Origin of the sequence: Neoroseomonas eburnea, from assembly GCF_018129005.1 — a bacterium.
In the GTDB taxonomy this organism is placed as follows: domain Bacteria; phylum Pseudomonadota; class Alphaproteobacteria; order Acetobacterales; family Acetobacteraceae; genus Neoroseomonas; species Neoroseomonas eburnea.
In genome coordinates this window covers 294,692-317,991 of record NZ_JAAEDL010000002.1, presented here as the reverse complement: position 1 = coordinate 317,991, position 23,300 = coordinate 294,692, and the positions used below count along the sequence as shown (strand labels likewise).

Below are 23,300 nucleotides of genomic sequence, written 5' to 3'. Positions count from 1 at the left end.
AACGGCCCGGCGGCCGCAAGGGAAGGAAGCGGGCGATCATGGCGGCCCCGTCTCGGCGCTGTCGAGGGCCGCGGCCTCCCCCTCGCGCCGGTCCTGGTCGCGCACCAGCCAATAGACGATTCCGAGCGCGAGGATCGCCGCGCCGAGCGCGAGCAGCTTCATCGCCTCGGTCTGGGTGAGATCGAGGATGATGAACTTCCGCACGACCGCGAGGATGGCGATCATCACCACCGCGCGCACCTGGACGACGCCGAAGCGCCGCTCCACCACGACCAGCAGGGAGCGCTTGAACTCCAGCGCGATGACGACGGTGAAGATCGCGCCGAAGATGGTCTGGAACACCGCCGGCTCGGTGGGGTCGAGGAGGTCCACCAGAAGCAGCGAGGTGGCGACCAGCTTGAGCAGGTTCCACAGCGCGGCCAGCACGATCAGCGCGATCAGCACTGTCAGCACGAAGACCACGACCTGCTCGAACTTCTCGTAGAAGGTCAGCGACCGCCAGAGCACGAGGCTGCCGGTCCGCGGTTTCGTTTCGCTCATCGCCCCGCATCCAATGTGACGGTGATCCCGAGGCGCGCGCCGTCGCGCAGGATCGTCAGCGTGACGGCGTCGCCCGGCGCGTGCCGGTCAAGTGCCGCGAGCAGTTCCGCCACGTGGCGCAGCGGCCGCCCCTCCATTTCCAGGATGACGTCCCCGGTCTGGAAGCCGGCATCGCGCCCGAGGCGCGCGGGGCGGATCCCGGCGCGCTCCGCGGCCGAGGCGGGCTCGACCTCCAGAACGAAGACGCCCTCGATGCCGAGCCGCGCCGAGAGCGCGGCGTTGATCTGCTCCTCCGCCCGGACGCCGAGCGAGGGCCGGATGTAGCGCCCGGCAGCGATCAGCCGCGGCACCACGCGGTTCACGGTGTCCACCGGCACCGCGAAGCCGATGCCCGCCGAGGCGCCAGAGGGGCTGTAGATCGCGGTGTTCACGCCGATCAGCCGGCCGGCGGAATCGAGCAGCGGGCCGCCGGAATTGCCCGGGTTGATCGCGGCGTCGGTCTGGATCAGCCGCTCGATCACCGCCCCCGTCTCGCTCGGCAGTTCGCGGTTCAGCGCCGAGATGATGCCGGTGGTCAGCGTCCAGTCCAGGCCGAAGGGATTGCCGATGGCGAAGACCTTCTGGCCGACGCGCAGGTCGTGGCTGGTGCCGATCGGCAGCGGCTCCGGCCGGCCCGTGCCGACGCCGATGCGCAGCACCGCGAGGTCATGGGCCGGGCTCGTGCCCACCAGCACGGCGTTGTAGGCGCGGCCATCGGCCAGGCGGACCACCGCGCCGGAGGCGCCGGCGATCACATGGTCGTTCGTCACCACATGGCCGAGATGGTCCCAGACGAAGCCCGAACCGGTCCCCCGCGGCACCTGCAGCGCGTTGCGCGTCCAGGGGTTCAGCACGCGTTCGGTGGTGGCGATGAACACCACCGATCCGCGCGCCTGCTCGAAGAGGGCGATGGTCGAACGCTCGTCCTCCGCAAGGTCGCCGCGCGGCGTGACGACGCGCGGCTCCGCCCGGCCGGCGAGAAGTTCGGCCTGCAGCAGCGGGAAGCTCTGCCAGGCGGCGATGAGGACGAGCGCCGCCAACATCAGCAGCATGGTCCGGAACATGAATCGACCATTGTCCAACGCGGAACTCTCCTGCCAGCTGAGCCTCCGGGACGCAGGGTGCCCCTGCCGCCCGATCATGCGAAGCCCCGTTCTTCAGCCGCGCCCTTTTCGCTGAAGCGGCCGGGCGGGGGTGGGCATCTGCCCATCAACCGCTGCCGATCAGGATGCCGGCGGCCAGCACCAGGCTGCCGCCGAGGACCACCTGGAACACCGCCCGCCGGATAGGCGTTTCCATGTAGCGGTTCTGGATCCAGGCGATCGCCCACAACTCGATGAAGACCACCGCGATGGCGATCGCGGTCGCCGTCCAGAAATGCGGGATGAGGTAGGGCAGCGCGTGCCCCAGGCCGCCAAGCGCGGTCATCACCCCCGAGGCGAGGCCCCGCTTCCAGGGCGCGCCGCGGCCGGAGAGCCTGCCGTCATCATGTGCGGCCTCGGTGAAGCCCATGGAGATGCCCGCCCCCACCGAGGCCGAGAGCCCGACCAGGAAGGTCGTCCAGGGATCCTGGGTGGCGAAGGCGGTGGCGAAGATGGGCGCGAGGGTCGAAACCGAGCCGTCCATCAGCCCGGCCAGCCCCGGCTGCACCCAGGTCAGCACGAATTGCCGGCGGGCGGCGAGGCTTTCCTCGCTCGCCGCCCCGCGGCGCGCGAGCTCGGCCGCCATCGCCTCGACGTCGCTCTCGTGCCGCGCCTCCTCGGCCGCGAGGTCGCCGAGCAGCCGGCGGGTCTCGGCATCCGTCGTGCGCTCGGCGGCGGCGCGGTAGAAGGCCTCGGCCTCCCGCTCCATGGCCATCGCCTCGGCGCGAATGCGGTCGAGGCCGAGATTCTCGACCAGCCACACAGGCCGGCGGGCGTAGAAGTCCGCGACATGCTCGCGACGGATGGGCAGGATGAGGTCGCCGTAGCGGGCGCGGTAGAGGTCGATCAGCCGGCGCCGGTGCTCGTCCTCCTCGGCGGCCATGGCATCGAAGATGCGGGCGGTCGCGGGATAGGAGTCGCGCAGCCGCTTGGCATAGAGCGCGTAGATGCGCGCGTCCTCCTCCTCGGAGGCGATGGCGAGGGCCAGGATCTCCTGCGCCGAGAGGCTGGCGAAGCGGCGGCGGCCGAAGCTCGGCAGGGGAAGAAGGCGCATGCGGCTCTGGGGGAGGCTTGGGGGCAGGACCGTTCGGACGATACCCGCCTCGGCCAGCTTCCGCCACCGCGCCGGCCGACCTCGGCAAAGCCGTGCGTGTCGGAGCGACGGCGCAAGGTGATGCGGACCGGCGCTTGGGGGAGCGGCTGCAGCGCCAGCCGGGGCATTCCGCTGAGGCTCCGCTGATGCCATGATCGCGATGCGCGCCACCCGCCCAAGGCCTCCTAGCGGCGCGCGGAGGTGAGGCGGCGGGCGGCTTCTCCTTGTGCGGGATCCTTCGATGCTGCCCTTGCAGGACACAGTTGCATCCCGGTTCCCGCCCTTCGTCGTGTGGTCCCTGATAGGGGCCTGCGTCCTCGGATTCCTCCATCAGATGTCACTGCCGCCGCGCGAACTGGAGGCCTTTCTCTACCGCCACGCCCTGGTGCCGGCGCGCTTCTCCGGCGCCTTGCCCGCGGCGTCGCCAGGGGGGTGGAGCGCATTCCTGACCAACATGTTCCTGCATGGCGGCTGGCCGCCTCGACTTCCTGAAGATCTGGGCGACGCAGGGAGCCGGTCCCGCGCTTGAACGTCAGCTTCTCTCGATCGCAGAGATCATGATGCGCGTCCTCCGTTCACCGCCTCTTGCCGGCCAGAACATCTCGGAATGGGCCAAGCAGCAGGCGTGCCGGAAGACCGCGCTGGAGGCGGACGTGCCCGTCGAGGACGGGTTCGACGCATTGCTCATTGGCAGGGATGAGGTGAAGGCGGCGAAGCGCGACGACCAGGAGAAGCAGCGGGTCACGGACGGCATGCATGCCGTCACGCAGGTCATCGAGGCGGGCGGCCCCTTCTGGGTCGCGTTGCGTGACTTCGCCCGTGCGAATCGGCTTGCGAGTCCTGACGACGAGACGGCCTTGAAGATCGCCTGCGCGATCCCGCGGAAGATCCCGGCGGATTGGCAGGCCGAGAGGCTTCTGAAGGTGAGGCAGCGTTGCGAGGAGGCCGGTTTCCCGGCTTCCCGCTGACCGCCTGCTGCGCTTTCTGGTGTCAGCTGACGGATTTGGCCTGGCGCAGGTCGGGGAACCTGGTATGTCCGCGTCCATGAGGCATCGTGTTCTCGATCTTTTCTGTGGCGGCGGCGGCAGCAGCTGGGGCGCCTACCGTGCGGGCGCGCAGATCGTGTGCGGCGTGGATGCCGATCCGTGCGCGCGTGAGGCATATGCCCTCAACTTCCCCAAGGCGCACGCTGTCCGAATGAAGATGACGCGCAATACGGGTGCGGGTGCCCTCGGCGATCTGGGACACATCGACATTCTGCTGGCATCGCCGGAGTGCACGAACCATACGATGGCTCGAGGCAACCGGCCCATCAACCACCACAGCAGGAACACTGCCAGGTTCGTCCTCAACTTCGCTGCGGATCTGAAGCCCCGCTGGATCATCATCGAGAACGTCATCCAGATGCGCGCGTGGAATGGCTACGATGAGTTGCTGACCCGCCTGAAGGGCCTCGGATATGCAACTGAGGCACTGACTCTCGACGCCCGCGACTTCGGCGTTCCTCAGCAACGCAGGAGGCTGTTCGTCCTCTGTGATCGGGAGGAGCGCCCGGTCATTCCCCAGCCCTCGGCGGGCATGCGAGCACCGACCGTCGCCGAGATCCTTGATCCTCCCGGCACTTGGCCGACAAAGCCTCTGCACCGCCCCGGCCGGGCAGCGCCGACGCTTGAGCGTGCCGAGCGCGCGATCGCTGCTCTCGGTAAGGGAGTTCCCTTCCTGATCGTCTACTACGGGTCCGATGCGAGCGGCGGCTGGCAGACACTCGATCGGCCGCTCAGGACCATCACAACGATCGACCGGTTTGGCCTCGTGACATGGGAGGGGCCGGAGCCTCGCCTGCGCATGCTCCAGGTTCCCGAGCTTGCACGCGCCATGGGCTTCGACAACGATTACACCCTCCAGGGCATTGGCTCACGCAGGGACCGCATCCGTCTGCTGGGCAACGGCGTCGCGCCGCCCGTCATGGAGGCGATCGTCAGATCGCTCACCGGTCGCCAGGGCTTGGCGCCCTCTCCACGGACGGATCTGCGACAAGTTCAGGGGCGGGCAGCGCCACGTAGAGAAACGACGCAAGCTTCGGCGTGAAGCGCCGGGCTCGGATCTCGCACTCCCAAAGCACGAGCACATCCCAGCCCAGGTCCTGAAGCTCGCGCAGGTTTCGCTCGTCCCGTTTGACGTTCCTCAGCAGCTTCGCGCGCCACCACTCGGCACGGGTTTTCGGCAGCACAGCATTCCGGCAAGTCGGATCATTGTGGTGGTGCCAGAAGCACCCATGGATCAGGATCGCCTTCCGAAGGCGCGGAAAAACCACATCGGGACAGCCCGGCAGATCCCGCCGGTGTAGACGGAACCGCAGTCCCCAGGCGTGCACCAAGCGTCGCACGGCAAGCTCGGGAGCCGTATCCTTCGCCCGAATGCGGGACATCATCAACGAACGCTCAGGCGTAGTGACGCTGCCCGTCAGCGATGTACGGGCGCCAAGCAAAGCCCCGTCCAGGCCGGGTTTGGTGCCCAGCCTCACCCGTGGCGACTTTCGAGGAGCGACTGCCAAGGAACGACACTCTCGCCAGAGGTTCCGCCCGGAAACGGTAGGACTTGGTGCGGGCGGTCGGGGTCGAACCGACACTCTGTTGCCAGAACCGGATTTTGAATCCGGCGCGTCTGCCAATTCCGCCACGCCCGCGAAATTGCCGCCCTGCGCTTCCGCGCCGGCGACACCTATACTGCACCTAACCCCTTTTTCAGCCGGTGCAGAACTACTCCAGCCATCGCGGCAACCTACTGTCCCTACACGCTATTTTCAATTCGCCGCGAGCTGGCTGCCCGGGAAAACAAGACGCTTTTTGAGTCCGTCGCGTCTACCGTTCCGCCACACCCGCATCGGGCGGCCGACACGCTGCCCGTGAGTGCTAATAGCGCGCCTTTTCCGATTTCACAGCCCCGGCCGGAGGCTATTCCGCCGCGGCGGCCGGGGCGGGGACATCCTTGGTCGCGAATTCCGCCGGACCGACGATCTCCAGCAGTTCCAGGTCGTCGGAATGCTCGACCTCCCGGTGGCGGACCAGCGGCGGCTGGTAGCAGGAATCGCCGGCGCGGAACTCCTTCACGCCGACATCCTCGTATTCGAAGCGCACCCAGCCCTTGAGCACGAAGAACATCTGGAACTTCAGGTCGTGGGTGTGCCACTGGCCGGTGGCGTGCTCGCCCGGGATCGCGCGGATGACATGCGCGCCGAAGGCCCCGCCGGTGGCGTCCCTGATGCCGAGGTCGCGGTATTCGAAGAAGGCGCGCAGGCCGCGTTCGTAGTGGGCGCCCTGGGCGTGGTTCGTGGTCGTTCCGGCCATCGTTTCCTCCATCGGTCAAAAAAGGTCGCGGGGGAGGGGAACCTCCCCCGCATCCCCCTCCCTTCTTTGTCTCCTGGGAACTGACCTCGGAGGTCAGTCCCCAGGTGCCAGAAAAGGGAGGGGGTTCGGGGGAGGTTCACCCTCCCCCGACCTTACTCCAGCGGCAACGCGACATGCGTGACGAAGCCCGGCCGGGTCTTCAGCGCCTCGTAGTAGGCCGCCAGCTTCGGCAGGTCCGGCCGCTCGATCGGCAGTGCGAACCACCGATGCACCCAGCACCCCAGCGCGATGTCGGCGAGGGTCAGGTCATCGCCGCACAGGAAGCGCTGCCCGGTCACCTTCGCGTCCACGATCTTCCACAGCCGGCCGGCATCTTCCCGTGCCTTCTTCTCGGCCGCCCAATCGCGTTGCGGCTCCGGCAGGCGGACATGGGTGAAGAAGATGGTCACCATCGGCGAGGTGACGTGGCCGAGCGTCCAGTCCATCCAGGTCTCGACCGCCGCGCGGGCGCGCGGAGCCCTGGGATACAGCGGGCTGTCCGGCGCGTGCGCGTTGCACAGGTAGCGGGCGATGGAATTGCTCTCCCACAGCGCCCAGCCATCCTCCTCCTGCAGGGTGGGGACGAGGCCCATGGGGTTCATGGCGCGGTATCCGGGCTCCTTCGTCTTGCCGAAGGCGCCGCCGGCGTCGATGCGCTCATAGGGCAGGCCCAGCTCGTCGAGCGTCCACAGCACCTTCATCACGTTGCTCGAGCTCGCACGGCCCCAGAGCTTGCGCATCGCGTCCCTCCCGCGGTTCCGCCGGGAGGCTAGAGTGCTTTCCCCGGGGGTGGAACCGCCCGCGGGGAAGTGCCGTGCGCGGGACCGGTTGCGCCGGGCCGGGCGGCGCGCGACATGACGGCCATGGCATTCGCTGTCCTGATCCTGGCGCTCGCCGCCGCCGCGCCGCTCTTCGCCATGGGGAGCGAGACCTGGTGGGGCCTCGCCCCATGCGAGCTCTGCCTCTGGCAGCGCTGGCCCTATTGGGCGGCGGCGGGGCTTGCGGGGCTCGCGGTGGTGCTGCCGGGGCGCGCGCGTTGGGCGCTGCTGGCGCTGGCCGGGGTCGGCGTATTCGTCTCCGCCGCGATCGGCGGCTTCCATGTGGGGGTGGAGCAGGGGTGGTGGCCGTCCCCGTTGCCGGGCTGCGCGGCACCCACCGCCGGCGGTGCCGGCTCGATCGACGACATGATGCGCGGTCTGGCCGCGACGCCGACCAAGCCCTGCGATGCTGCCACCTACCTGATCCCGGGCCTGCCGCTGTCCATGGCGGCGCTGAACCTCATCTATGGGCTGGGCCTCGGCGCGCTGGCGCTGCTGCTGGCCCGGCGAGGAGCACGCACATGATCCGCACGACCGGCGAGGACCGCCTGCCCGGCGACCCCACCCCCCGCGAGACGGTGGAACGCGCCATCCGCGTCGACCATGCCGGCGAATACGGCGCGAAGCGCATCTATGAGGGCCAGCTCGCGGTGCTCGGCCGCACCCGCTGGCGCCCGACGATCGAGCACATGAAGGACCAGGAGCAGGTCCATCTCGACACTTTCTCCCGCCTGATCGGGCAGCGCCGGGTGCGCCCGACGGCGCTGCTGCCGGTCTGGCACGTGGCGGGCTTCGCCCTGGGCGCGGCGACGGCGCTGCTCGGCCATCGCGGCGCCATGGCCTGCACCGTCGCGGTCGAGGAGGCGATCGACGAGCACTACCGGGCGCAGCAGGAAGCGCTCGGCGAGGACGAGGCGGAGCTCAGGACGCATATCGCGACCTTCCGCGCCGAGGAACTGGAGCACCGCGACACCGGCCTCGCGAACGAGGCCGAGCAGGCCCCCGCCTACCGCCTGCTCAGCGCCGCGATCAAGGCCGGCTGCAGGGTCGCCATCCGCCTCAGCGAAAGGATCTGACCGGGCCGGCGCCTCCCGGGCACGATCCGCACGTGGCAATCCTTGCGGCGCGAGCAGCTTCGCGCCGCCCTGCGAGCCGATCATGGCGGCGACGGTGATCGCGACGGTGCCGCTGGCGCTGCACGTGCCGGTGTTCCAGGGGCGCATCGGCGCCGGCTTCACCGCCGGTGCGGTGAAGGGTCGAGGCACGCGGCTTGAGGATGCGAGACCCCCTGACCTAGCCTGCGACGACCATGTTGCTCCAGCCCGGCGATCCGATCCCCTGGTTCCGTCTGTCGTCCACGGACAACCCGAACTACGCCCTTCATTCGGTGGCCGGGCGCTACGTGCTGCTCGGCTTCCTGAGTTCCGCCGCGCGGCCGGAGGCGCAGGCCATGCTCGCCGCCGTCGCCGCCGCGCGCGGGTTGTTCGACGATGAGCGGGCCTGCTTCTTCGGCATCAGCCTGGACCTGGCCGACCGCGACCAGGGGCGGGTGCAGGCGAGCCTGCCGGGCATCCGCTTCCTCTTCGACATCGGCGGTGCCGTGGGGCGGCAGGTCGGCGTCATCGGCAAGGACCGCGCCGTGCCGGAGGGGCCGGAGGTCTTCACCCCCGCCTGGGTGCTGCTCGACCCGATGCTGCGCGTGATCGAGACGCGTCCGCTGCGCGAGGCCGAGGCCATCCTCGCCCGCCTGCGCGCCCTGCCGCCGCCCGAGGCGCATGCCGGCACCGAGATCCCGCCCCCGGTCCTGGTGCTGCCGCGCATCTTCGAGCCCGAGCTCTGCCGCGCGCTGATCGCCTACTACGATGCGCGCGGCGGCGAGCCCTCCGGCTTCATGCGGGAGGTGGACGGCAAGACGGTCGGCGTCTTCGATCCGGCGATGAAGCGGCGCAAGGACTGCAGCATCGAGGACGAGGCCCTGCGCGGCGCGGTGCGCGCGCGCATCCTGCGCCGCGTCGTGCCGGAACTGGCGAAGGTCCACCATTTCAACGCCACGCGCATGGAGCGCTACATCGTCGCCTGCTACGACGCCGAGGAGCAGGGCCACTTCGCCGCGCACCGCGACAACACCACCGCCGGCACCGCGCATCGCCGCTTCGCCGTCACCATCAACCTCAACGCCGAGGCATTCGAGGGCGGCGAGCTGCGTTTCCCGGAATACGGCCGGCGGTCCTGGCGCGCGCCGACCGGGGGTGCGGTGGTGTTCTCCTGTTCCCTGCTGCACCAGGCGCTGCCGGTCACCGCCGGGCGGCGCTATGCCTTCCTGCCCTTCCTCTACGACGAGGCGGCGGCGCGGCAGCGGGAGGCGAACAACGCCAGCCTGGGCGAGGGCATCGGCGCCTACCGGGCCGGCCCGAAGCCGGCACCGGGGACGGCATAGGCGGGATCAGCCTTCCAGCTCGCTGTCCCAGTAGAGGTAGTCGCGCCAGCTCACATGCAGGTAGTTGGGCGGGAAGCCGCGCCCGTTCTCCTGCAATTCCCAGGAGGTCGGCTGGCGCGGTTCCTGCCGCGGCAGCATGCGGCATTCGCGCGGCAGGTGGCTGCCCTTGCGCAGGTTGCACGGGCCGCAGGCGGTGACGACGTTCTCCCAGCTCGTGCGGCCGCCGCGGGAACGGGGGATCACGTGGTCGAAGGTCAGCTCGTGTGTCGGGCGGCCTTCGCCGCAGTACTGGCACTCGAAATGGTCGCGCAGGAAGACGTTGAACCGCGTGAAGGCCGGGCGGCGCGCCGCCGGGATGAATTCCTTGAGCGCGATGACCGACGGCAGCCGCAGCGCGAGGGAAGGGGAATGCACCTCCACCTCGTATTCGCTGAGCACCGAGACGCGGTCGAGGAAGACCGCCTTCACCGCATCCTGCCAGGACCAGACCGAGAGCGGAAAATAGGACAGCGGACGAAAGTCCGCGTTCAGGACGAGGGCTGGGTAGGACTGGCCGCCGGTGAACTGACTGCCGTCTGGCAAGCGCCGCTCCTTCCAGCGGAGCGCCATCAAGACCTTGGGGCCTGACCCGGCGGAAAGGCCCCAGATACAGTGGCGCCGCCGCGTGTGCTGCGCATCATTGGCACGCGTGAAACGCGCCCGCAACCCTCGCGCCGCACGGGGGCGCGAGGTTTCAACGCCTTGTCACGCGGCGTTCAGCACGCCCCGCAGGACCTCCGCCCCTGCCGCAAGCCCGACCTCGTCGAGCCCGTGGCCGAGATCCGGGCGGAAGATCGCGCGCACCGGCACGCCGGATGCGGCCAGCGCCGATTCCGCGGCGCGGGAGGCGGCGGCGGGCACCACCTCATCCGCCTCCCCATGCACCAGCAGCACGGGCGGGCGGGCGGCGATCCGCGCCGGCAGCGACTCCGCCCCGATCAGCCCGCCGGAATAGGCCAGCACGCAGGCCGGCGCCGGCACCGCGCCGCAGAGCCCGGCCTCGAGCACGGTCATCGCCCCCTGGCTGAAGCCCATCAGCGCGACGCGATCCGGCGCGAGGCCGAGCCGCGACGCCTCCGCCGCCACGAACCGGCCAAGCGCGGCGGCGGCACTCCCGACCCCGACCGCGAGCTGCGCCTGGGACCTGTCCCACAGCGGGAACCACTGCCGGCCGAAGGGGATGCCGTCGCAGGCTTCCGGCGCATGCGGTGCGACGAAGAGCGCGCCGGGCACCGCCTCCGCCCATAGTGCCGCCAGGTCGATCAGGTCGTTCCCGTCGGCGCCGAATCCGTGCACCAGCACCACCAGCGCGTCGGGCGCCTCGCCGGCGGCGGGGCCGAAGCGCGGCGCGTCCTGCATGTCCATGCGCGATCCCCCTTGCGATGCGGCACCCCCGCCCGCTACCGGGCGCGGAGCATGGGCGCAACCACCATCGTCACCCGCTTCGCGCCGAGCCCCACCGGGCATCTCCATCTCGGCCACGCGCATTCGGCGCTGTTCGCCTGGCGACGGGCGCGCGAGGCCGGCGGCCGCTTCCTGCTGCGCATCGAGGACATCGACCCCGTGCGCTGCCGGCCGGAGTTCACCGACGCGATCCTGGAGGACCTGGCCTGGCTCGGCCTGGATTGGGACGGCGAGGTGCGCGTGCAGTCGGCCCACCTGCCCGAATACGGCGCGACGCTGGATGCGCTGTCGGCGCGCGGCCTGCTCTACCCCTGCTTCTGCACCCGCGCCGACATCGCGCGGGAGATCGCGGCGAGCGCGGCCGCGCCGCACGGGCCGGACGGGCCGCTCTACCCAGGCACCTGCCGGCGGCTCCCGGCCGATGAGCGCGCCGCCCGCATCGCCCGCGGCGAGCCGCACGCACTGCGCCTCGACATGGCGGCGGCGCTGGCGACGATGCGCGAGCCGCTGACGTTTCACGAGGAACGCGAAGGCCGCCTGCGCTGCGACCCCGCCCGCTTCGGCGACGCGGTGCTGGCGAGGAAGGATGTCCCCGCCTCCTACCACCTCTGCGTCACCCACGACGACGCGCTGCAGGGCGTGACGCTGGTGACGCGCGGGGAGGATCTGAAGCCCGCGACCGACCTGCACCGCCTGCTGCAGCACCTGATGGGATGGCCCGAGCCGACCTATGCGCATCACGGGCTGCTGACCGACGAGACAGGGAAGCGCCTGGCGAAGCGGGACCGGGCGGCGACGATCCGGGAGATGCGGGCGGCGGGCGCGACGGCGGCGGAGGTCCGCGGAAGGGCGGGGGAGTGAACTCCCCCGCGCCCCCTCCTTTCTTTGGCTTTTTGGTGCTGGCCGGGGAGCGGGGATAGCATTCCCCAAAAGCCCCGATGCGGGCGGAGGGAATGGACATGATCTCGCGACGCACCTTCGGGGCGGCGGCACTCGCCGTCATTGCCGTGCCGGCACGGGCGCAATGGCAGCCCACGCGGCCGATCCGCATCCTGGTGGGCTTCGCGCCCGGCGGTGGGACGGACATCACGACCCGGACCATCAGCGCCAAGCTGCAGACGCTGCTCGGCCAGCCCATCGTGGTGGAGAACCGGCCGGGCGCCGGCGGCAACCTGGCGAGCGAGGCCACGGCCAACGCCGCCGCCGACGGCACCACCCTGATGATGGGGACCATCGCCTCCCTGGTGATGAACCCGATCATGACGCGGCTGCCCTTCGACGTGCTGACGGATCTCACGGCGATCGGGCGGTCGGTCGAGGTCACGAACATCCTGGTCGTGCCACCGGACCGGCCCTGGCGCAGCCTGCCGGACCTGATCGCCGCGGCGCGGGCGCGGCCGGACACGTTGTCCTATGGCTCCTCGGGTGTCGGCGGGGCGGGGCATCTCGGCGGGGCGCTGCTCGACAGCATGGCCGGGATCCGCACCATCCACGTGCCCTATCGCGGCGGCGGGCAGCTCATCACCGACATCCTCTCCGGCAAGGTGGATTTCTCCATCGCCACCGCCGCGACCGTGCTGCCGCACATCGAGGCGGGCCGCCTGCGCGCCCTCGCCGTGCCGACGCCGCGCCGCTCGCCGCTACTGCCCGAGGTGCCGACCGTCGCCGAGGCCGCCAGCCTGCCCGGCTACGAAGTGGCGAACTGGTACGCGATGATGGGCCCGCGCGGCCTGCCACGGCCGATCGTCGAGCGCGTCAACGCCGCGCTGAACGAGGCGCTGCGCGACCCCGAGATCATCGCCGGCCTGGCCCGTCACGGGCTGGAAGCCGCGCCGAGCACGCCCGAGGAACTCACCGGCTTCATCCGCGCCGAGACCGAGAAGTGGCGCCCGATCATCGCGGCGGCAGGGGCGACGGCCAACTGATATCCGGGCGGATTGTCGGCGCCATCGCTGTTGTAGGCGGCCGCCCGGAAGGCATAGTCTCCGCCGCGCCGGGACGCCCGGACGGGCCTCCCGGCTAGGGAGGAAGAGATGCCGAAGCTGATTGTCCCCTGGGCGGTCGCCCTGGGCGTTTCGCTCTGCGCGTCCCCCGCAGGATCGCAACAGCAGGGCCACGCGCATGGCGGCGCGCCACCGTCCGCCGCGACGCTCGGGCAGGTGCATTTCCCCGTCACCTGTACGCCGGAGGCGCAGGCCGCCTTCGACGAGGCGATGAAGCTGCAGCACTCCTTCTGGTACCAGGCAGCGGCCGAGGCGTTCCAGCGCGTCCGCCAGCGCGACCCGAACTGCGTCATGGCCTATTGGGGGGAGGCGCTGGCGCTGCTGGTCAATCCCTTCACCGTGACGACCGTTGCCAATCTGCGCGCCGGCCGTGCCCTGCTGGCCGAGGCGCAGCGCATCGGCGCGCGGAGCGAGCGCGAGGCCGGCTTCATCGCCGCGCTGTCGGAACTCTACGGCAATGAGGACCCGACGACGCACCGCGCCCGGCTCGAGCGCTACGAGCAGGCGATGGCGCAGCTCCATCAGCGCTTCCCGGACGATCCCGAGGTCGGCATCCACTATGCGCTCGCCCTCGTCATGGTCGCGCCGCCGACCGACAAGACCTATGCACGCCAGATCCGGGCGGCCGAGATCCTCGAACGCGAATGGGCGCGCCAGCCGCAGCACCCGGGCGTCGCGCACTACCTTATCCATACCTTCGACACGCCGGCGCTCGCCGCGCGGGGCGTGCCGGCGGCGGAGCGGTACGCGGCGATCGCCGCGGATGCGCCGCATGCGCTGCACATGCCCTCCCACATCTTCACCCGCGTGGGGCGCTGGGAGGATTCCATCACGACCAATCAGCGCTCCGCCGAAACGGCGCGTGCGCGGGAGGCCATCTTCGACGAGGTCCATGCGCTCGACTACATGGTCTATGGCTATTTGCAGACCGGCCAGATCGAGGCTGCGCGACGCGTCGTCGCTGATCTTGGCCGCTTCGCGCAGTGGAACGCCCCGGCACCGATCTTCGCCTGGGCGCTGACCGTGATGCCGGCGCGGGTGGCGCTGGAGCGCGGCCGGTGGGAGGACGCCGCGGCGCTGACGCCGGGGCGGCAGACCGCGCCGCTCGTCGTCGCCAACACCCACTTCGCCCGCGCGATCGGTGCCGCACGCGCAGGGCGCCCCGACGCGGCCATGGCGGATGTCGAGGCGCTGAAGGCCGCAGCGGCCGCGCTCCGCGCCGCGAACGACGCCTATTGGGCGGAGCAGACGGAGATCCTGCGGCTTTCGGCCGAGGCCTGGGTGGCCTTCGCGCGTGGCGAGCGCGACCGCGCCCTGGAGATCATGGCCGAGGCGGCGACGCGCGAAGACCGCACCGACAAGCACCCCGTCACGCCGGGGCCGCTGTTCCCCGCGCGCGAGCAGCGCGGCGAGATGCTGCTGCTCATGGGCCGCCATGCCGAGGCGCAGCGGGAGTTCGAGGCGGTGGAGCAGACCGAGCCGCGGCGCTTCCGCGCCGTGTACGGCGCGGGCCGCGCGGCGGAACTCGGCGGCCAGCGGGATGCGGCGCGCCGGCACTATGCGCAGTTGCTCGTGATCGCGGCCCGCGCCGATCCGGGTGTGACGGAGGTCGTGGCCGCGCGCGCCTTCATCGCCGCCAACCCGTGAGGATCGCGCCGGCGGCGCCCGTCCTCGGCGTCGCAGCCGACGGGGACCGGGCACGGGACGGATGCCGGTTCGCGCACCCGCCATCCGCGGTCTTCCTCCGCCGCGTGGCCGCCCTGCGAAGCGGCGCGCAATGCCCTCCGCGCCAGGCTGGAACCTTTGCGCGGAGGGCTTGAGGGCGGGGGCGGTCAGCGCCCCTTGAACACCGGCTTCCGCTTCTCGTTGAAGGAGCGGATGCCTTCGATGCGGTCCTCGGTGTTGACGAGCTGGTTGTAGGCCTCGATCTCGAAGCGCAGCGCCGTGCGGATATCCATCTGCAGGCCGAAATGCATCGACTTCTTCGCCTGGCGCACCGACAGCGGCGCATTTCCCGCGATGGTGCGCGCCGTGTCCAGCACCGCCGGCATCAGTTCCTCGGCCGGGCACATGCGGTTGAGGATGCCCCATTCCAGCGCCTGCGCGGCGGTGAAGGGGCGGCCGGTGAGGATGATCTCCTTCGCGCGGCGTTCCCCCACCACGCGCGGCAGGTTCTGCGTACCGCCGGCACCCGGCATGATGCCGATCGTCACTTCCGTCAGCGCGAAGCGCGCCGTGTCCACGCCATAGGCGAAGTCCGAGGCCAGCACCATCTCGAGCCCGCCGGCATAGGCGTGGCCCGACACCGCGGCGATGATCGGGATCGGGCAATCCATCTGCGTCCAGAAGGCGCGTTCGAAGATCTCGTGCTGGTGGCGCCACTGCGCGTCGGTCATGCCATTGCGCTCCTTGAGGTCGCCGCCGCCGCAGAAGGCCTTCTCGCCCGCCGCGGCGAAGACGACGCAGCGGATGTCGCCGGGCTCGGCGATCAGGCGCGACCATTCGGCATGCAGGTCCCGCCCCATCTGCGTGTTGAGCGCATTCGAGACGTGGGGCCGGTTCAGCCGCACGACCAGGATGTGCGGCTCGGGCGTCTCCAGCGCGAGGGTCTCGTACTGCGGCAGGTCCATGGTCGGTTCCTCGGTTCTTCGATGATGCGCAGACTGCGACGGACGCGGCGCCGTGTCAGCGCCCCGCGCTGCCCGGGCGGTGGGAGGCATCCTTGTCCTGGCGGCATGGCGCGCCCGCCGGCCTGGACCGCCCGGCAGGCACGATCCATGCTTGCCCGCGGGCCGCTCCGCGACCCCCGCCGTCACCCAGGGACACCGACATGCCCACGCGCCGTGCCGTCCTCGCCGTCACTGCCGCCGGCCTCGCCTCGCCGAACATCGCCTTCGGCCAGGCTGCCGCGCGCACGCTCCGCTTCATGCCGCAGAGCAACCTGTCCAACATCGACCCGGTCTGGAGCACGGCCGTGGTCGTCCGCAACCACGGGCTGATGATCTACGACACGCTCTATGGCCTCGGCGCCGATTTCCGCCCGCGGCCGCAGATGGCCCAGGGCCACGAGATCACCGGCAACGGCCTGACCTGGACCATCACGCTGCGGCCCGGCCTGCGGTTCCACGACGGCGAGCCGGTGCGCGCCGGCGACTGCATCGCCTCCATCGCGCGCTGGTCGAAGCGGGACGTGCTCGGCCAGAGGCTGGGCGGGCTGCTCGACGGCATGCGCGCGATCGACGATTCGAAGTTCGAGATCCGCCTGAAGAAGCCCTGGGCGGGCCTGGCCTGGGCGCTCGGCAAGCCGTCTGCCAACATCTGCGCCATCATGCCCGAGCGCGTGGCGCAGACCGATCCCTTCCAGCAGATCCGCGACTACACCGGCTCCGGCCCCTTCCGTTTCCGCCAGGACCTGTTCCGCCCCGGCGACATCGCCGTCTACGAGCGTTTCGAGCGCTACGAGACGCGGCAGGAACCTTCGGACTTCCTGGCCGGCGGCAAGCCGGTGCATTTCGATCGCGTCGAGTGGCGGATCATGCCCGACCCCGCGACCGCCGCCGCAGCGCTGCAGAACAACGAGGCCGATTGGTGGGAGACGCCGCTCGCGGACCTGCTGCCGCTGCTGCGGCGCCACCGCGACATCGTGGTGGACCGCATCAACAGCGCCGGCAATCTCGGCGTGCTGCGCTTCAACTTCCTGCATCCCCCGTTCGACAACCCGGCGGTGCGGCGGGCCCTGCTGCCGGCGATCGACCAGCGCGCCTTCATGGATGCGGCGATCGGCACGGATTCCTCGCTGTCCGCCGTGCCGGCGGGCGTCTTCACGCCGGGCACGCCGCTCGCGAACGATGCCGGGCTGGAGGTGCTCTCCGGACCGCGCAGCATCGAGGCGGCGCAGCGCGCGCTGCGCGATGCCGGCTACCGCAACGAACGCGTGGTCATGCTCTCCGCCACCGACCTGCCGGTGCTGCAGAACCTCGCCGAGGTCGCCGCCGACACGATGCGGCGCGTCGGCTTCAACGTCGATCTCGTGGCGATGGACTGGGGCACGCATATCCAGCGCCGCACCAATCGCGGCCCGGTGGACCAGGGCGGCTGGAGCGCCTTCTGCACCACCTGGGAAGGGCTCGATGTGTCGGTGCCTGGCAGCCACCAGCCCATCCGCGGCAACGGCACCGGCGCCTGGGCCGGCTGGCCGACCATCCCGCGCCTCGAGGAACTGCGCGAGGCGTGGTTCGAAGCCCCCGACCTCGACGCGGAGAAGCGCATCGCGGCCGAGATCCAGCGCACCGTCTGGCAGGAAGTGCCCTTCGTCCCGCTCGGCCTGGTGATGCCGCCGCAGGCCTATCGCCGGTCCATCACCGGCGTGGTGAAGGGCGGCCCCGCGCTGTTCTGGGGCGTGCGCCGCGCCTGAGGCCTGGACCACGACAACGGGAAGGAACGACGTCCGCCATGATCCATGAGCTCCGCATCTACCGCTGCGTGCCCGGCCGCCTGCCGGCGCTGCTCAGGCGGTTCGACACCATCACCCTGAAGCTGTGGGAGAAGCACGGCATCCGCCAGGCAGGCTTCTGGACGACGGTGATCGGGGACTCCAACCAGGATCTGTACTACCTGCTCGAATGGTCCTCGCTGGCGGAACGCGAGGCGAAATGGGCCGCCTTCCAGAGCGACCCGGAATGGATCGCGAAGCGCGCCGAGACCGAGAAGGACGGCGCGATCGTCGCGAACATCACCAACGCCATCCTGCAGCCGACCGCCTTCTCGGCGGTGAAGTAGGCAGGCCGCAGCCAAGCATGCGAACGGAGACGACATGGACACCGCCGGCACGCTAGCCCGCATCGAACGCCACCTCCCCGAGCTCACCGCGCTGCGGCGCGACATCCACGCCCACCCCGAACTGGGCATGGAGGAGGAACGCACCGCCGCCCTCGTCGCGCACGAACTGCGGGCCCTCGGGATCGAGACCACGGAAGGCGTCGGCCGGTTCGGCGTGGTCGGCACGCTCAAGGGCAAGCGGCCGGGGCAGGGCGCCATCGGCCTGCGCGCCGACATGGACGCGCTGGCGATGACCGAGCGCACGGGCCTGCCCCATGCCTCCACCGTGCCGGGCCGCATGCATGCCTGCGGCCATGACGGGCACACGACCATGCTGCTCGGCGCCGCCCGCGTGCTGGCGGAGGACCCCGACTTCGCCGGCACGGTGCACTTCATCTTCCAGCCGGCCGAGGAAGGCCGCGGCGGCGCGAAGGCGATGCTCGACGACGGGCTGTTCGAGCGTTTCCCCTGCGATGCGGTCTACGGCATGCACAACATGCCGGGGATCCCGATCGGCCGGTTCAGCCTGCGCAAGGGCCCGCTGATGGCTGCCTCCGGCCGCTGGATCGTGACCTTCCGCGGTTCGGGCGGGCATGGCGGGAATTCGCCGCATCTCGCGAACGACCTTGCCCTGGTGCAGGCGATCTTCGTGCAGGCGCTGCAGGGCATCGTCAGCCGCGACGTGCCGGCGCTGGAAAGCGTCGTGATCAGCGTCGGCCACATCGCCGCCGGCACGCGGGAGGCGCTGAACGTGATGCCCTCCGAACTGCTGATCGGCGGCACGATGCGCGCCTTCACCCGGCCCATGCAGGATCTGCTGGAGCGGCGCATCCGCGAACTCGCGGACCTCGCCGCCGCGACGCAGGGGGCAAAGGCGGAGACGACGCTGTTCTGGGGCACCGTCCCGCTGATCAACCATGAGCGGGAGACGGAGGCCATGGTCGCCGCGGCGACCGCCCTGGCCGGCACGGCCGGGGTCGATGCCGCCGTGCCGCCCGTGACCGGCGGGGAGGATTTCGCCTTCATGCTGGAGGCGAAGCCGGGGGGCCTCATCTTCATCGGCAATGGCAGCGCGCCGGACGGCAACGTCCATGCGCTTCACACGCCGCTCTACGACTTCAACGATGCGGCGCTGCCATGCGGGGTGGCGTTCTGGGTCGGGCTGGTGCGGCAGGAACTCGGGTAGGGCGCACGGAACAAGGCAGGCCGGGATTGAGGGGGCGGCGCCCCCTCAAGCTCCCCCGGCAACGGACACGGTCCCTGCACCCGCGATACCTTGAGGATTGGTTTCCCAAGGCCTTTTGGCCTTTGGCGGGGAGAGTTTGAGAGGGGCAGCGCCCCTCTCAAAGTGCCACCAGTGCGCCCGGCGAGGCGTCAATCCGCCGGTGCAGCCCCGGGTGCCGCGAGCGGCACGCCCAGCGTCCCGACCATCCAGGCGAGCCGGTGCTTCTGTGCCGTGCGGGCGTGGTGCCGCGCCGCCGCCTCCGCCGCCTCCCCATCGCGCTTCACGATGGCCTCGATGACGGCGCGGTGTTCCGCATGTGCCTGCTCCGCGCGTCCGCCGTGCGTCAGCAGCGTCGGCAGCAGGGACATGGTGGCGGCAAGCTGTTCGAGGCTCCTGAGCAGGTACCGGTTGTGTGCGGCGAGGTAGAGCAGCCCGTGCAGGCGCTGGTTCACCGCGGCGAGCGCGGCGGCGTCCCCGAAGGCTTCCGGTTCGCGCTCCACGAGCTCGACCATGGCGGAGATCTCGGTCTCGCTCGCATGCTGGGCGGCGAGCCGCGCGGCGGCGCCTTCCAGCACCTCGCGCATGACATAGAGCTCGACCACCTGCTGGTGATCCGGCCGCGTGACCGCGAGGCCCCGTCGGGCCTCGTGGGTCAGCAGCCCCTCCGCTTCCAGCCGTGCGATCGCCTGGCGGACCGGCGTGCGGGAGACGCCGAAGCGCGTGGCGAGGTCGGTTTCGGTCAGCCGCTCGCCGGGCGCGAGTGCGCCGGCCCGGATCGCGGCCCGGATCCGGGCATAGGCTTCCTGCCCGAGGTCGCGCGAGGAGATCGGAGCACCATCCATGGCGGACCTATAGCCGATGGCGCGTGGAGCGCGGAAGGAAAGCCCTGTGACGCTGCTTCAGGAAGAATGGAAGTAGGCGCTCCGGAGGGCATCGATCTGCCAGTCCTCCACCATAGTTCGCGGACCGTGTTTCTGCGCCTCGATATCGAAGGTCCCGTAGGCCATCAGGTTGTCCGTCACCGCCTGGCCGTTCTGCATGAGGCGCGGTTCGCCGAATGGCTCGTCCCCCGGGTGCTTCAGGCCGGCGCAGTGGCCCGCCTCATGGGTCAGCGTCAGCCCGTCCTCGTTCAGGGTGAAGGCGTCCATGATGACCCAGGGCAGCCAGTCGAGCTTCTGGTGGATCGAGCCCGGCGCCTCGCCGCCGCCGCCGCCGATCTGGCACAGGATCACCGGCAGGCGATTGTCGAGGCTGGCATAGCGCGCATGCGCCAGGGCGCGCAGCGCGAGCCGCTGGGCGAGGCCCTCCCCGATGCGCCCGTTCTCCGACAGCGGTGCGCTCCATTCCAGTTCCATGCTGCCGACCTTCGGATAGGGGTCGAACTGGAGCCCGCGCGTTCGCAGGAAGGCGTTTCCCTTCGCGATCTGCTTGTGGAAGACGCCGCTCGCCCAGCCGGCTACCGGGCTGACGTGGAACAGCGTGACTTTAAGGACGCCCATGCGCCTCTCCCCGAAACACGGATGTCGTGGCGCGCCGAGTGTCACCAATTACGTATGAATACGAAACGAAATTTTCCGCAGGGATCACCCTTCCGCAGGCCAGGCTTGGCTTTCGGCCGCGCGGCTTGCCATCCGTAGCCGGTCGTATATGAATGGATTCATCTGGATACATAACCGCATTCGCCGTAAGGGGGCTGCCTCGTGGTGGACCTGACAGAGACCTTCGACGTCCTCGTCGCCGGCGGCGGCAATGCCGCGCTCTGCGCCGCAATCACCGCGCGCCGGGCGGGGGCGACGGTGCTGCTGGCCGAGCACGCGCCCAAGGCGATGCGCGGCGGAAATTCACGCCATACGCGCAACGTGCGCGCCCTGCACCATGGCCCGACCGGCGTACTGACCGACTCCTATCTTGAGGAGGAATACTGGGACGACCTGAAGCGCGTCACCGCCGGCAAGACCAACGAAGCGCTGGCGCGCATGTGCATCCGCGCCAGCGAGCATGCGCCGGGCTTCCTCGAATCTTGCGGGGTGGTGTTCCAGCCATCCCTGTCGGGGACGCTCTCGCTGTCCCGCACCAACGCCTTCTTCCTCGGTGGCGGCAAGGCGCTGGTGAATGCGCTGTACCGCACGGCGGAAGCCCTCGGAATCGTCATCCTCTACGACACCGAGGTGCAGCACATCGAGATGAAGGACGGCTTCGCGACCGAGGCCGTCGTCTCCCACCGCGGCTTCCCGGCGAAGATCAGGTTCAAGGCCTTCGTCGCCTCGGCCGGCGGCTTCCAGGCCAATCGCGAATGGCTGCGCAAGTACTGGGGCGATGCCGCCGACAATTTCCAGATCCGCGGCACGCCCTATGCCCAGGGGCGCATCCTGAAGGACCTGCTGGGGCAGGGCGTGCAGGAGGTGGGCGACCCGACGCAGTTCCACGCCGTCGCCAACGACGCCCGCGCGCCGATGGAGGATGGCGGCCTCGCCATGCGGCTTGACTGCGTGCCCTTCTCCGTCGTCGTGAACCGCGACGTCGAACGCTTCTACGACGAGGGCGAGGATGTCTGGCCGAAGCGCTACGCCATCTGGGGCCGGCTGATCGCGCAGCAGCCGGGGCAGGTCGCCTTCGCCATCAACGACAGCCAGGCGCAGCTCGACTACCTGCCGCCGGTCTTCGCGCCCTACCGCGCGGACAGCATCGCGGAACTCGCGGCTCAGATCGGTCTTGATGCGGTGAAGCTGGAAAAGGTCGTCGCCGACTACAACGCCGCGGTGCAGCCCGGCACCTTCAGCGCGCAGACCCTCGACGACTGCCGCACCGAGGGGCTGGCGCCGCCGAAATCCCACTGGGCCCGGCGGATCGACACGCCGCCCTACTACTGCCACCCCCTGCGCCCGGGCATCACCTTCACCTTCCTCTCCGTGAAGGTGAACGAGCGTGCCCGCGTGATGATGGCCGACGGCTCGCCCTCGGCGAACATGTTCGCGAGCGGGGAGATCATGTCCGGCAACATCCTCGGCCAGGGATACCTGGCGGGGTTCGGCATGGCGATCGGCACGGTCTTCGGCCGCATCGCCGGCGAGGAAGCCGCCAAGCTGGTGAGGAACTGAGAAGATGGCGACCGAAAGCGAGACCGTCGCCGAAGCCCGGCGGCAGATGGAGATCTGCAACGCCTGCCGCTACTGCGAAGGCTATTGCGCCGTCTTCCCGGCGATGACGATGCGCCGCGCCTTCACCGAAGGCGACCTCACGCACCTCGCCAATCTCTGCCACGGCTGCAAGGGCTGTTACCACGCCTGCCAGTACGCGCCGCCGCATCCCTTCGGCATCAATATCCCCGTCACCTTCGCCGAGCTGCGCAACGAGACCTACGCGCAGCATGCCTGGCCGGCGCCGATGGGCGCGCTGTTCGCGCGCAATGGCACGGTCGTCTCGCTGCTCGCGGCGCTCGGCGTCGCGCTGGTGCTGGTCCTGACGGTGGCGCTGCAGGATCCGGCGGTGCTGTGGTCCGCGCAGCGCGGCGCCGGCGCCTTCTTCCGCGTCATTCCGCACTGGCTGATGATCTCGCTCGGCGTGCTGACCTTCGGCTATGCGCTTTTCGCCATGGCGATGGGCGCGAGGAGCTATTGGCGCGCGACGGGCAGCCCGGCCGGCGCCTTCGCCCCCGCGCCGACCGCGGAGGCCGCGGTGGACATCGTCACCATGCGCAACCTCGGCGGCGGCGGGCATGGCTGCAACGACCTCGACGAAGGCTTCTCGATGCGCCGCCGGTGGCTGCACCAGGCGCTGTTCGGCGGCTTCATGCTCTGCTTCGCCGCCACCTGCACGGGCACGATCTACCACTACGTCTTCGGCTGGAAGTCGCCGCATGCCTTCTTCTCGCTGCCGGTCCAGTTCGGCACCTGGGGCGGTGTGCTGATGATGATCGGGGCCGCCGGCCTCGCCCATGTGAAGATCATCACCGATCCCGTGCCCGTCGCGAGGAAGCTGGCAGGCGGGGAGTTCGCCATGCTGGCGCTGCTGTTCCTCATCGCCGCGACGGGGCTGCTGCTGCTGGCCGTGCGCCACACCGGGGCGATGGGGGTGATGCTGGCCATCCACCTCGGGCTGGTCTTCGCCTTCTTCGTGGTGATGCCGTACTCGAAGATGGTGCACGGCGTGTACCGCGGGCTCGCGCTGCTGCGGAACGCGAAGGAGAAGCGCGGCGCGGCGCCGGCGGCTTCGGCCGCCTGAGGGGCGCGGGGTTGGAGGGGCGCTGCCCCTCCGGCCTTCACGACCCGGCCGTCGCGCCGAAGGGGTGAACCACCGCTCCGCGAATCATGGCGGAACCGCGGCAGCGCGCCTGAACCGTTTCAGCGCCGGATCCGT

24 protein-coding genes and 1 tRNA gene are annotated in these 23,300 nt (G+C 70.3%); 13 read left to right on the top strand and 12 right to left on the bottom strand.

The features are described 5' to 3' along the window. Positions 1–36 precede the first annotated feature (36 nt). The 3 genes from GXW74_RS03880 to mbfA all read right to left on the bottom strand — a co-directional run bounded on the left by GXW74_RS03880 (position 37) and on the right by mbfA (position 2,775). Positions 37–540, bottom strand: a complete 504-nt coding sequence (locus GXW74_RS03880) for a phosphate-starvation-inducible PsiE family protein (protein ID WP_211844961.1) — start codon at positions 538–540, stop codon at positions 37–39. Then, positions 537–1,643, bottom strand: coding sequence for a S1C family serine protease (locus GXW74_RS03875; protein ID WP_211844960.1), 1,107 nt, complete (start codon positions 1,641–1,643; stop codon positions 537–539). The genes GXW74_RS03880 and GXW74_RS03875 overlap by 4 nt, the downstream gene beginning before the upstream one ends. Positions 1,644–1,788: 145 nt before the next feature. Next, complete coding sequence (gene mbfA / locus GXW74_RS03870; RefSeq protein ID WP_211844959.1) at positions 1,789–2,775, bottom strand: iron exporter MbfA; 987 nt, start codon at positions 2,773–2,775, stop codon at positions 1,789–1,791. Positions 2,776–3,278: 503 nt separating this feature from the next. Between mbfA and GXW74_RS03865 the strand changes: the two genes are divergently transcribed. Together GXW74_RS03865 and GXW74_RS03860 are read left to right on the top strand one after the other, a co-directional pair. After that, complete coding sequence (locus tag GXW74_RS03865) at positions 3,279–3,782, top strand: hypothetical protein (RefSeq protein WP_211844958.1); 504 nt, start codon at positions 3,279–3,281, stop codon at positions 3,780–3,782. A gap of 64 nt (positions 3,783–3,846) precedes the next feature. Beyond that, the gene (locus GXW74_RS03860; protein ID WP_246522810.1) at positions 3,847–4,902 is read left to right on the top strand and encodes a DNA cytosine methyltransferase; all 1,056 of its coding nucleotides are present in this window, start codon (positions 3,847–3,849) and stop codon (positions 4,900–4,902) included. On the opposite strand, the gene GXW74_RS28750 is transcribed toward GXW74_RS03860, so the two are convergent. The 4 genes from GXW74_RS28750 to GXW74_RS03840 form a co-directional block, all read right to left on the bottom strand. Next, positions 4,802–5,338: a very short patch repair endonuclease gene (locus GXW74_RS28750; protein WP_408903855.1), complete on the bottom strand. Its 537-nt coding sequence runs from the start codon at positions 5,336–5,338 to the stop codon at positions 4,802–4,804. The genes GXW74_RS03860 and GXW74_RS28750 overlap by 101 nt on opposite strands. A gap of 75 nt (positions 5,339–5,413) precedes the next feature. Further along, positions 5,414–5,500 (bottom strand) — tRNA-Leu (locus GXW74_RS03850). A gap of 268 nt (positions 5,501–5,768) precedes the next feature. After that, positions 5,769–6,161, bottom strand: coding sequence for a cupin domain-containing protein (locus GXW74_RS03845; RefSeq protein ID WP_246522809.1), 393 nt, complete (start codon positions 6,159–6,161; stop codon positions 5,769–5,771). A 152-nt stretch (positions 6,162–6,313) separates the two neighbouring features. Then, positions 6,314–6,940 (bottom strand): glutathione S-transferase family protein, encoded by a 627-nt coding sequence (locus GXW74_RS03840; RefSeq protein WP_211844955.1) that lies wholly within the window; start codon positions 6,938–6,940, stop codon positions 6,314–6,316. 123 nt (positions 6,941–7,063) lie between these two features. Between GXW74_RS03840 and GXW74_RS03835 the strand changes: the two genes are divergently transcribed. The 3 genes from GXW74_RS03835 (at position 7,064) to GXW74_RS03825 (ending at position 9,455) form a co-directional block, all read left to right on the top strand. Further along, positions 7,064–7,543, top strand: a complete 480-nt coding sequence (locus GXW74_RS03835) for a disulfide bond formation protein B (RefSeq protein WP_211844954.1) — start codon at positions 7,064–7,066, stop codon at positions 7,541–7,543. After that, on the top strand, positions 7,540–8,094 hold the full coding sequence (locus GXW74_RS03830) for a demethoxyubiquinone hydroxylase family protein (RefSeq protein WP_211844953.1): 555 nt from the start codon (positions 7,540–7,542) through the stop codon (positions 8,092–8,094). The genes GXW74_RS03835 and GXW74_RS03830 overlap by 4 nt, the downstream gene beginning before the upstream one ends. A 233-nt stretch (positions 8,095–8,327) precedes the next feature. Next, positions 8,328–9,455, top strand: coding sequence for a 2OG-Fe(II) oxygenase family protein (locus GXW74_RS03825; protein WP_211844952.1), 1,128 nt, complete (start codon positions 8,328–8,330; stop codon positions 9,453–9,455). Positions 9,456–9,461: 6 nt separating this feature from the next. Here the strand turns inward: GXW74_RS03825 and GXW74_RS03820 are convergent, their stop codons facing one another. Beyond that, positions 9,462–10,037 carry an HNH endonuclease gene (locus tag GXW74_RS03820; protein WP_246522808.1) on the bottom strand — a complete coding sequence of 192 codons (576 nt, stop codon included), beginning with the start codon at positions 10,035–10,037 and terminating at the stop codon, positions 9,462–9,464. Between the two features lie 162 nt (positions 10,038–10,199). Then, positions 10,200–10,859, bottom strand: a complete 660-nt coding sequence (locus tag GXW74_RS03815; RefSeq protein ID WP_211844950.1) for an alpha/beta hydrolase — start codon at positions 10,857–10,859, stop codon at positions 10,200–10,202. A 51-nt stretch (positions 10,860–10,910) separates the two neighbouring features. On the opposite strand from GXW74_RS03815, the gene gluQRS reads away from it, so the two are divergent. The 3 genes from gluQRS (at position 10,911) to GXW74_RS03800 (ending at position 14,548) form a co-directional block, all read left to right on the top strand. Next, on the top strand, positions 10,911–11,759 hold the full coding sequence (gene gluQRS, locus GXW74_RS03810) for a tRNA glutamyl-Q(34) synthetase GluQRS (protein ID WP_211844949.1): 849 nt from the start codon (positions 10,911–10,913) through the stop codon (positions 11,757–11,759). Between the two features lie 98 nt (positions 11,760–11,857). Next, complete coding sequence (locus GXW74_RS03805; protein WP_211844948.1) at positions 11,858–12,823, top strand: Bug family tripartite tricarboxylate transporter substrate binding protein; 966 nt, start codon at positions 11,858–11,860, stop codon at positions 12,821–12,823. Positions 12,824–12,931: 108 nt separating this feature from the next. Beyond that, a complete protein-coding gene (locus tag GXW74_RS03800; protein ID WP_211844947.1) occupies positions 12,932–14,548 on the top strand; it encodes a tetratricopeptide repeat protein in 1,617 nt (538 codons plus the stop codon). 185 nt (positions 14,549–14,733) lie between these two features. Here the strand turns inward: GXW74_RS03800 and GXW74_RS03795 are convergent, their stop codons facing one another. Continuing rightward, on the bottom strand, positions 14,734–15,531 hold the full coding sequence (locus GXW74_RS03795; protein WP_211844946.1) for an enoyl-CoA hydratase/isomerase family protein: 798 nt from the start codon (positions 15,529–15,531) through the stop codon (positions 14,734–14,736). Between the two features lie 200 nt (positions 15,532–15,731). Between GXW74_RS03795 and GXW74_RS03790 the strand changes: the two genes are divergently transcribed. Genes GXW74_RS03790 through GXW74_RS03780 form a run of 3 tightly spaced genes read left to right on the top strand, consistent with a single transcriptional unit; the run spans position 15,732 to position 18,905 of the window. Then, entirely contained in the window at positions 15,732–17,315 is a 1,584-nt protein-coding gene (locus tag GXW74_RS03790; RefSeq protein ID WP_211844945.1) for an ABC transporter substrate-binding protein, read from the top strand. 38 nt (positions 17,316–17,353) lie between these two features. Next, positions 17,354–17,680, top strand: a complete 327-nt coding sequence (locus GXW74_RS03785) for an NIPSNAP family protein (RefSeq protein WP_211844944.1) — start codon at positions 17,354–17,356, stop codon at positions 17,678–17,680. 34 nt (positions 17,681–17,714) lie between these two features. Next, entirely contained in the window at positions 17,715–18,905 is a 1,191-nt protein-coding gene (locus GXW74_RS03780; RefSeq protein WP_211844943.1) for a M20 aminoacylase family protein, read from the top strand. A gap of 188 nt (positions 18,906–19,093) precedes the next feature. On the opposite strand, the gene GXW74_RS03775 is transcribed toward GXW74_RS03780, so the two are convergent. Both GXW74_RS03775 and GXW74_RS03770 read right to left on the bottom strand, forming a co-directional pair. Continuing rightward, a complete protein-coding gene (locus tag GXW74_RS03775) occupies positions 19,094–19,786 on the bottom strand; it encodes a GntR family transcriptional regulator (RefSeq protein WP_211844942.1) in 693 nt (230 codons plus the stop codon). A gap of 57 nt (positions 19,787–19,843) precedes the next feature. Beyond that, complete coding sequence (locus GXW74_RS03770; protein ID WP_211844941.1) at positions 19,844–20,443, bottom strand: zinc metalloprotease; 600 nt, start codon at positions 20,441–20,443, stop codon at positions 19,844–19,846. Positions 20,444–20,644: 201 nt separating this feature from the next. Here GXW74_RS03770 and tcuA point away from each other — a divergent pair, with 201 nt between their 5' ends. Beyond that, positions 20,645–22,042: an FAD-dependent tricarballylate dehydrogenase TcuA gene (gene tcuA / locus GXW74_RS03765; protein ID WP_211844940.1), complete on the top strand. Its 1,398-nt coding sequence runs from the start codon at positions 20,645–20,647 to the stop codon at positions 22,040–22,042. 4 nt (positions 22,043–22,046) lie between these two features. Next, positions 22,047–23,165: a tricarballylate utilization 4Fe-4S protein TcuB gene (tcuB, locus tag GXW74_RS03760; protein ID WP_211844939.1), complete on the top strand. Its 1,119-nt coding sequence runs from the start codon at positions 22,047–22,049 to the stop codon at positions 23,163–23,165. Positions 23,166–23,300 lie beyond the last annotated feature (135 nt).

What these genes read in the sequence shown, in the direction of transcription:
- GXW74_RS03880 (WP_211844961.1), bottom strand. Translation starts at nt 540, where the DNA reads ATGAGCGAAACGAAACCGCGGACCGGCAGCCTCGTGCTCTGGCGGTCG.
- GXW74_RS03875 (WP_211844960.1), bottom strand. Translation starts at nt 1,643, where the DNA reads ATGTTCCGGACCATGCTGCTGATGTTGGCGGCGCTCGTCCTCATCGCC.
- mbfA (WP_211844959.1), bottom strand. Translation starts at nt 2,775, where the DNA reads ATGCGCCTTCTTCCCCTGCCGAGCTTCGGCCGCCGCCGCTTCGCCAGC.
- GXW74_RS03865 (WP_211844958.1), top strand. Translation starts at nt 3,279, where the DNA reads ATGGCGGCTGGCCGCCTCGACTTCCTGAAGATCTGGGCGACGCAGGGA.
- GXW74_RS03860 (WP_246522810.1), top strand. Translation starts at nt 3,847, where the DNA reads ATGTCCGCGTCCATGAGGCATCGTGTTCTCGATCTTTTCTGTGGCGGC.
- GXW74_RS03845 (WP_246522809.1), bottom strand. Translation starts at nt 6,161, where the DNA reads ATGGCCGGAACGACCACGAACCACGCCCAGGGCGCCCACTACGAACGC.
- GXW74_RS03840 (WP_211844955.1), bottom strand. Translation starts at nt 6,940, where the DNA reads ATGCGCAAGCTCTGGGGCCGTGCGAGCTCGAGCAACGTGATGAAGGTG.
- GXW74_RS03835 (WP_211844954.1), top strand. Translation starts at nt 7,064, where the DNA reads ATGGCATTCGCTGTCCTGATCCTGGCGCTCGCCGCCGCCGCGCCGCTC.
- GXW74_RS03830 (WP_211844953.1), top strand. Translation starts at nt 7,540, where the DNA reads ATGATCCGCACGACCGGCGAGGACCGCCTGCCCGGCGACCCCACCCCC.
- GXW74_RS03825 (WP_211844952.1), top strand. Translation starts at nt 8,328, where the DNA reads ATGTTGCTCCAGCCCGGCGATCCGATCCCCTGGTTCCGTCTGTCGTCC.
- GXW74_RS03815 (WP_211844950.1), bottom strand. Translation starts at nt 10,859, where the DNA reads ATGGACATGCAGGACGCGCCGCGCTTCGGCCCCGCCGCCGGCGAGGCG.
- gluQRS (WP_211844949.1), top strand. Translation starts at nt 10,911, where the DNA reads ATGGGCGCAACCACCATCGTCACCCGCTTCGCGCCGAGCCCCACCGGG.
- GXW74_RS03805 (WP_211844948.1), top strand. Translation starts at nt 11,858, where the DNA reads ATGATCTCGCGACGCACCTTCGGGGCGGCGGCACTCGCCGTCATTGCC.
- GXW74_RS03800 (WP_211844947.1), top strand. Translation starts at nt 12,932, where the DNA reads ATGCCGAAGCTGATTGTCCCCTGGGCGGTCGCCCTGGGCGTTTCGCTC.
- GXW74_RS03795 (WP_211844946.1), bottom strand. Translation starts at nt 15,531, where the DNA reads ATGGACCTGCCGCAGTACGAGACCCTCGCGCTGGAGACGCCCGAGCCG.
- GXW74_RS03790 (WP_211844945.1), top strand. Translation starts at nt 15,732, where the DNA reads ATGCCCACGCGCCGTGCCGTCCTCGCCGTCACTGCCGCCGGCCTCGCC.
- GXW74_RS03785 (WP_211844944.1), top strand. Translation starts at nt 17,354, where the DNA reads ATGATCCATGAGCTCCGCATCTACCGCTGCGTGCCCGGCCGCCTGCCG.
- GXW74_RS03780 (WP_211844943.1), top strand. Translation starts at nt 17,715, where the DNA reads ATGGACACCGCCGGCACGCTAGCCCGCATCGAACGCCACCTCCCCGAG.
- GXW74_RS03775 (WP_211844942.1), bottom strand. Translation starts at nt 19,786, where the DNA reads ATGGATGGTGCTCCGATCTCCTCGCGCGACCTCGGGCAGGAAGCCTAT.
- GXW74_RS03770 (WP_211844941.1), bottom strand. Translation starts at nt 20,443, where the DNA reads ATGGGCGTCCTTAAAGTCACGCTGTTCCACGTCAGCCCGGTAGCCGGC.
- tcuB (WP_211844939.1), top strand. Translation starts at nt 22,047, where the DNA reads ATGGCGACCGAAAGCGAGACCGTCGCCGAAGCCCGGCGGCAGATGGAG.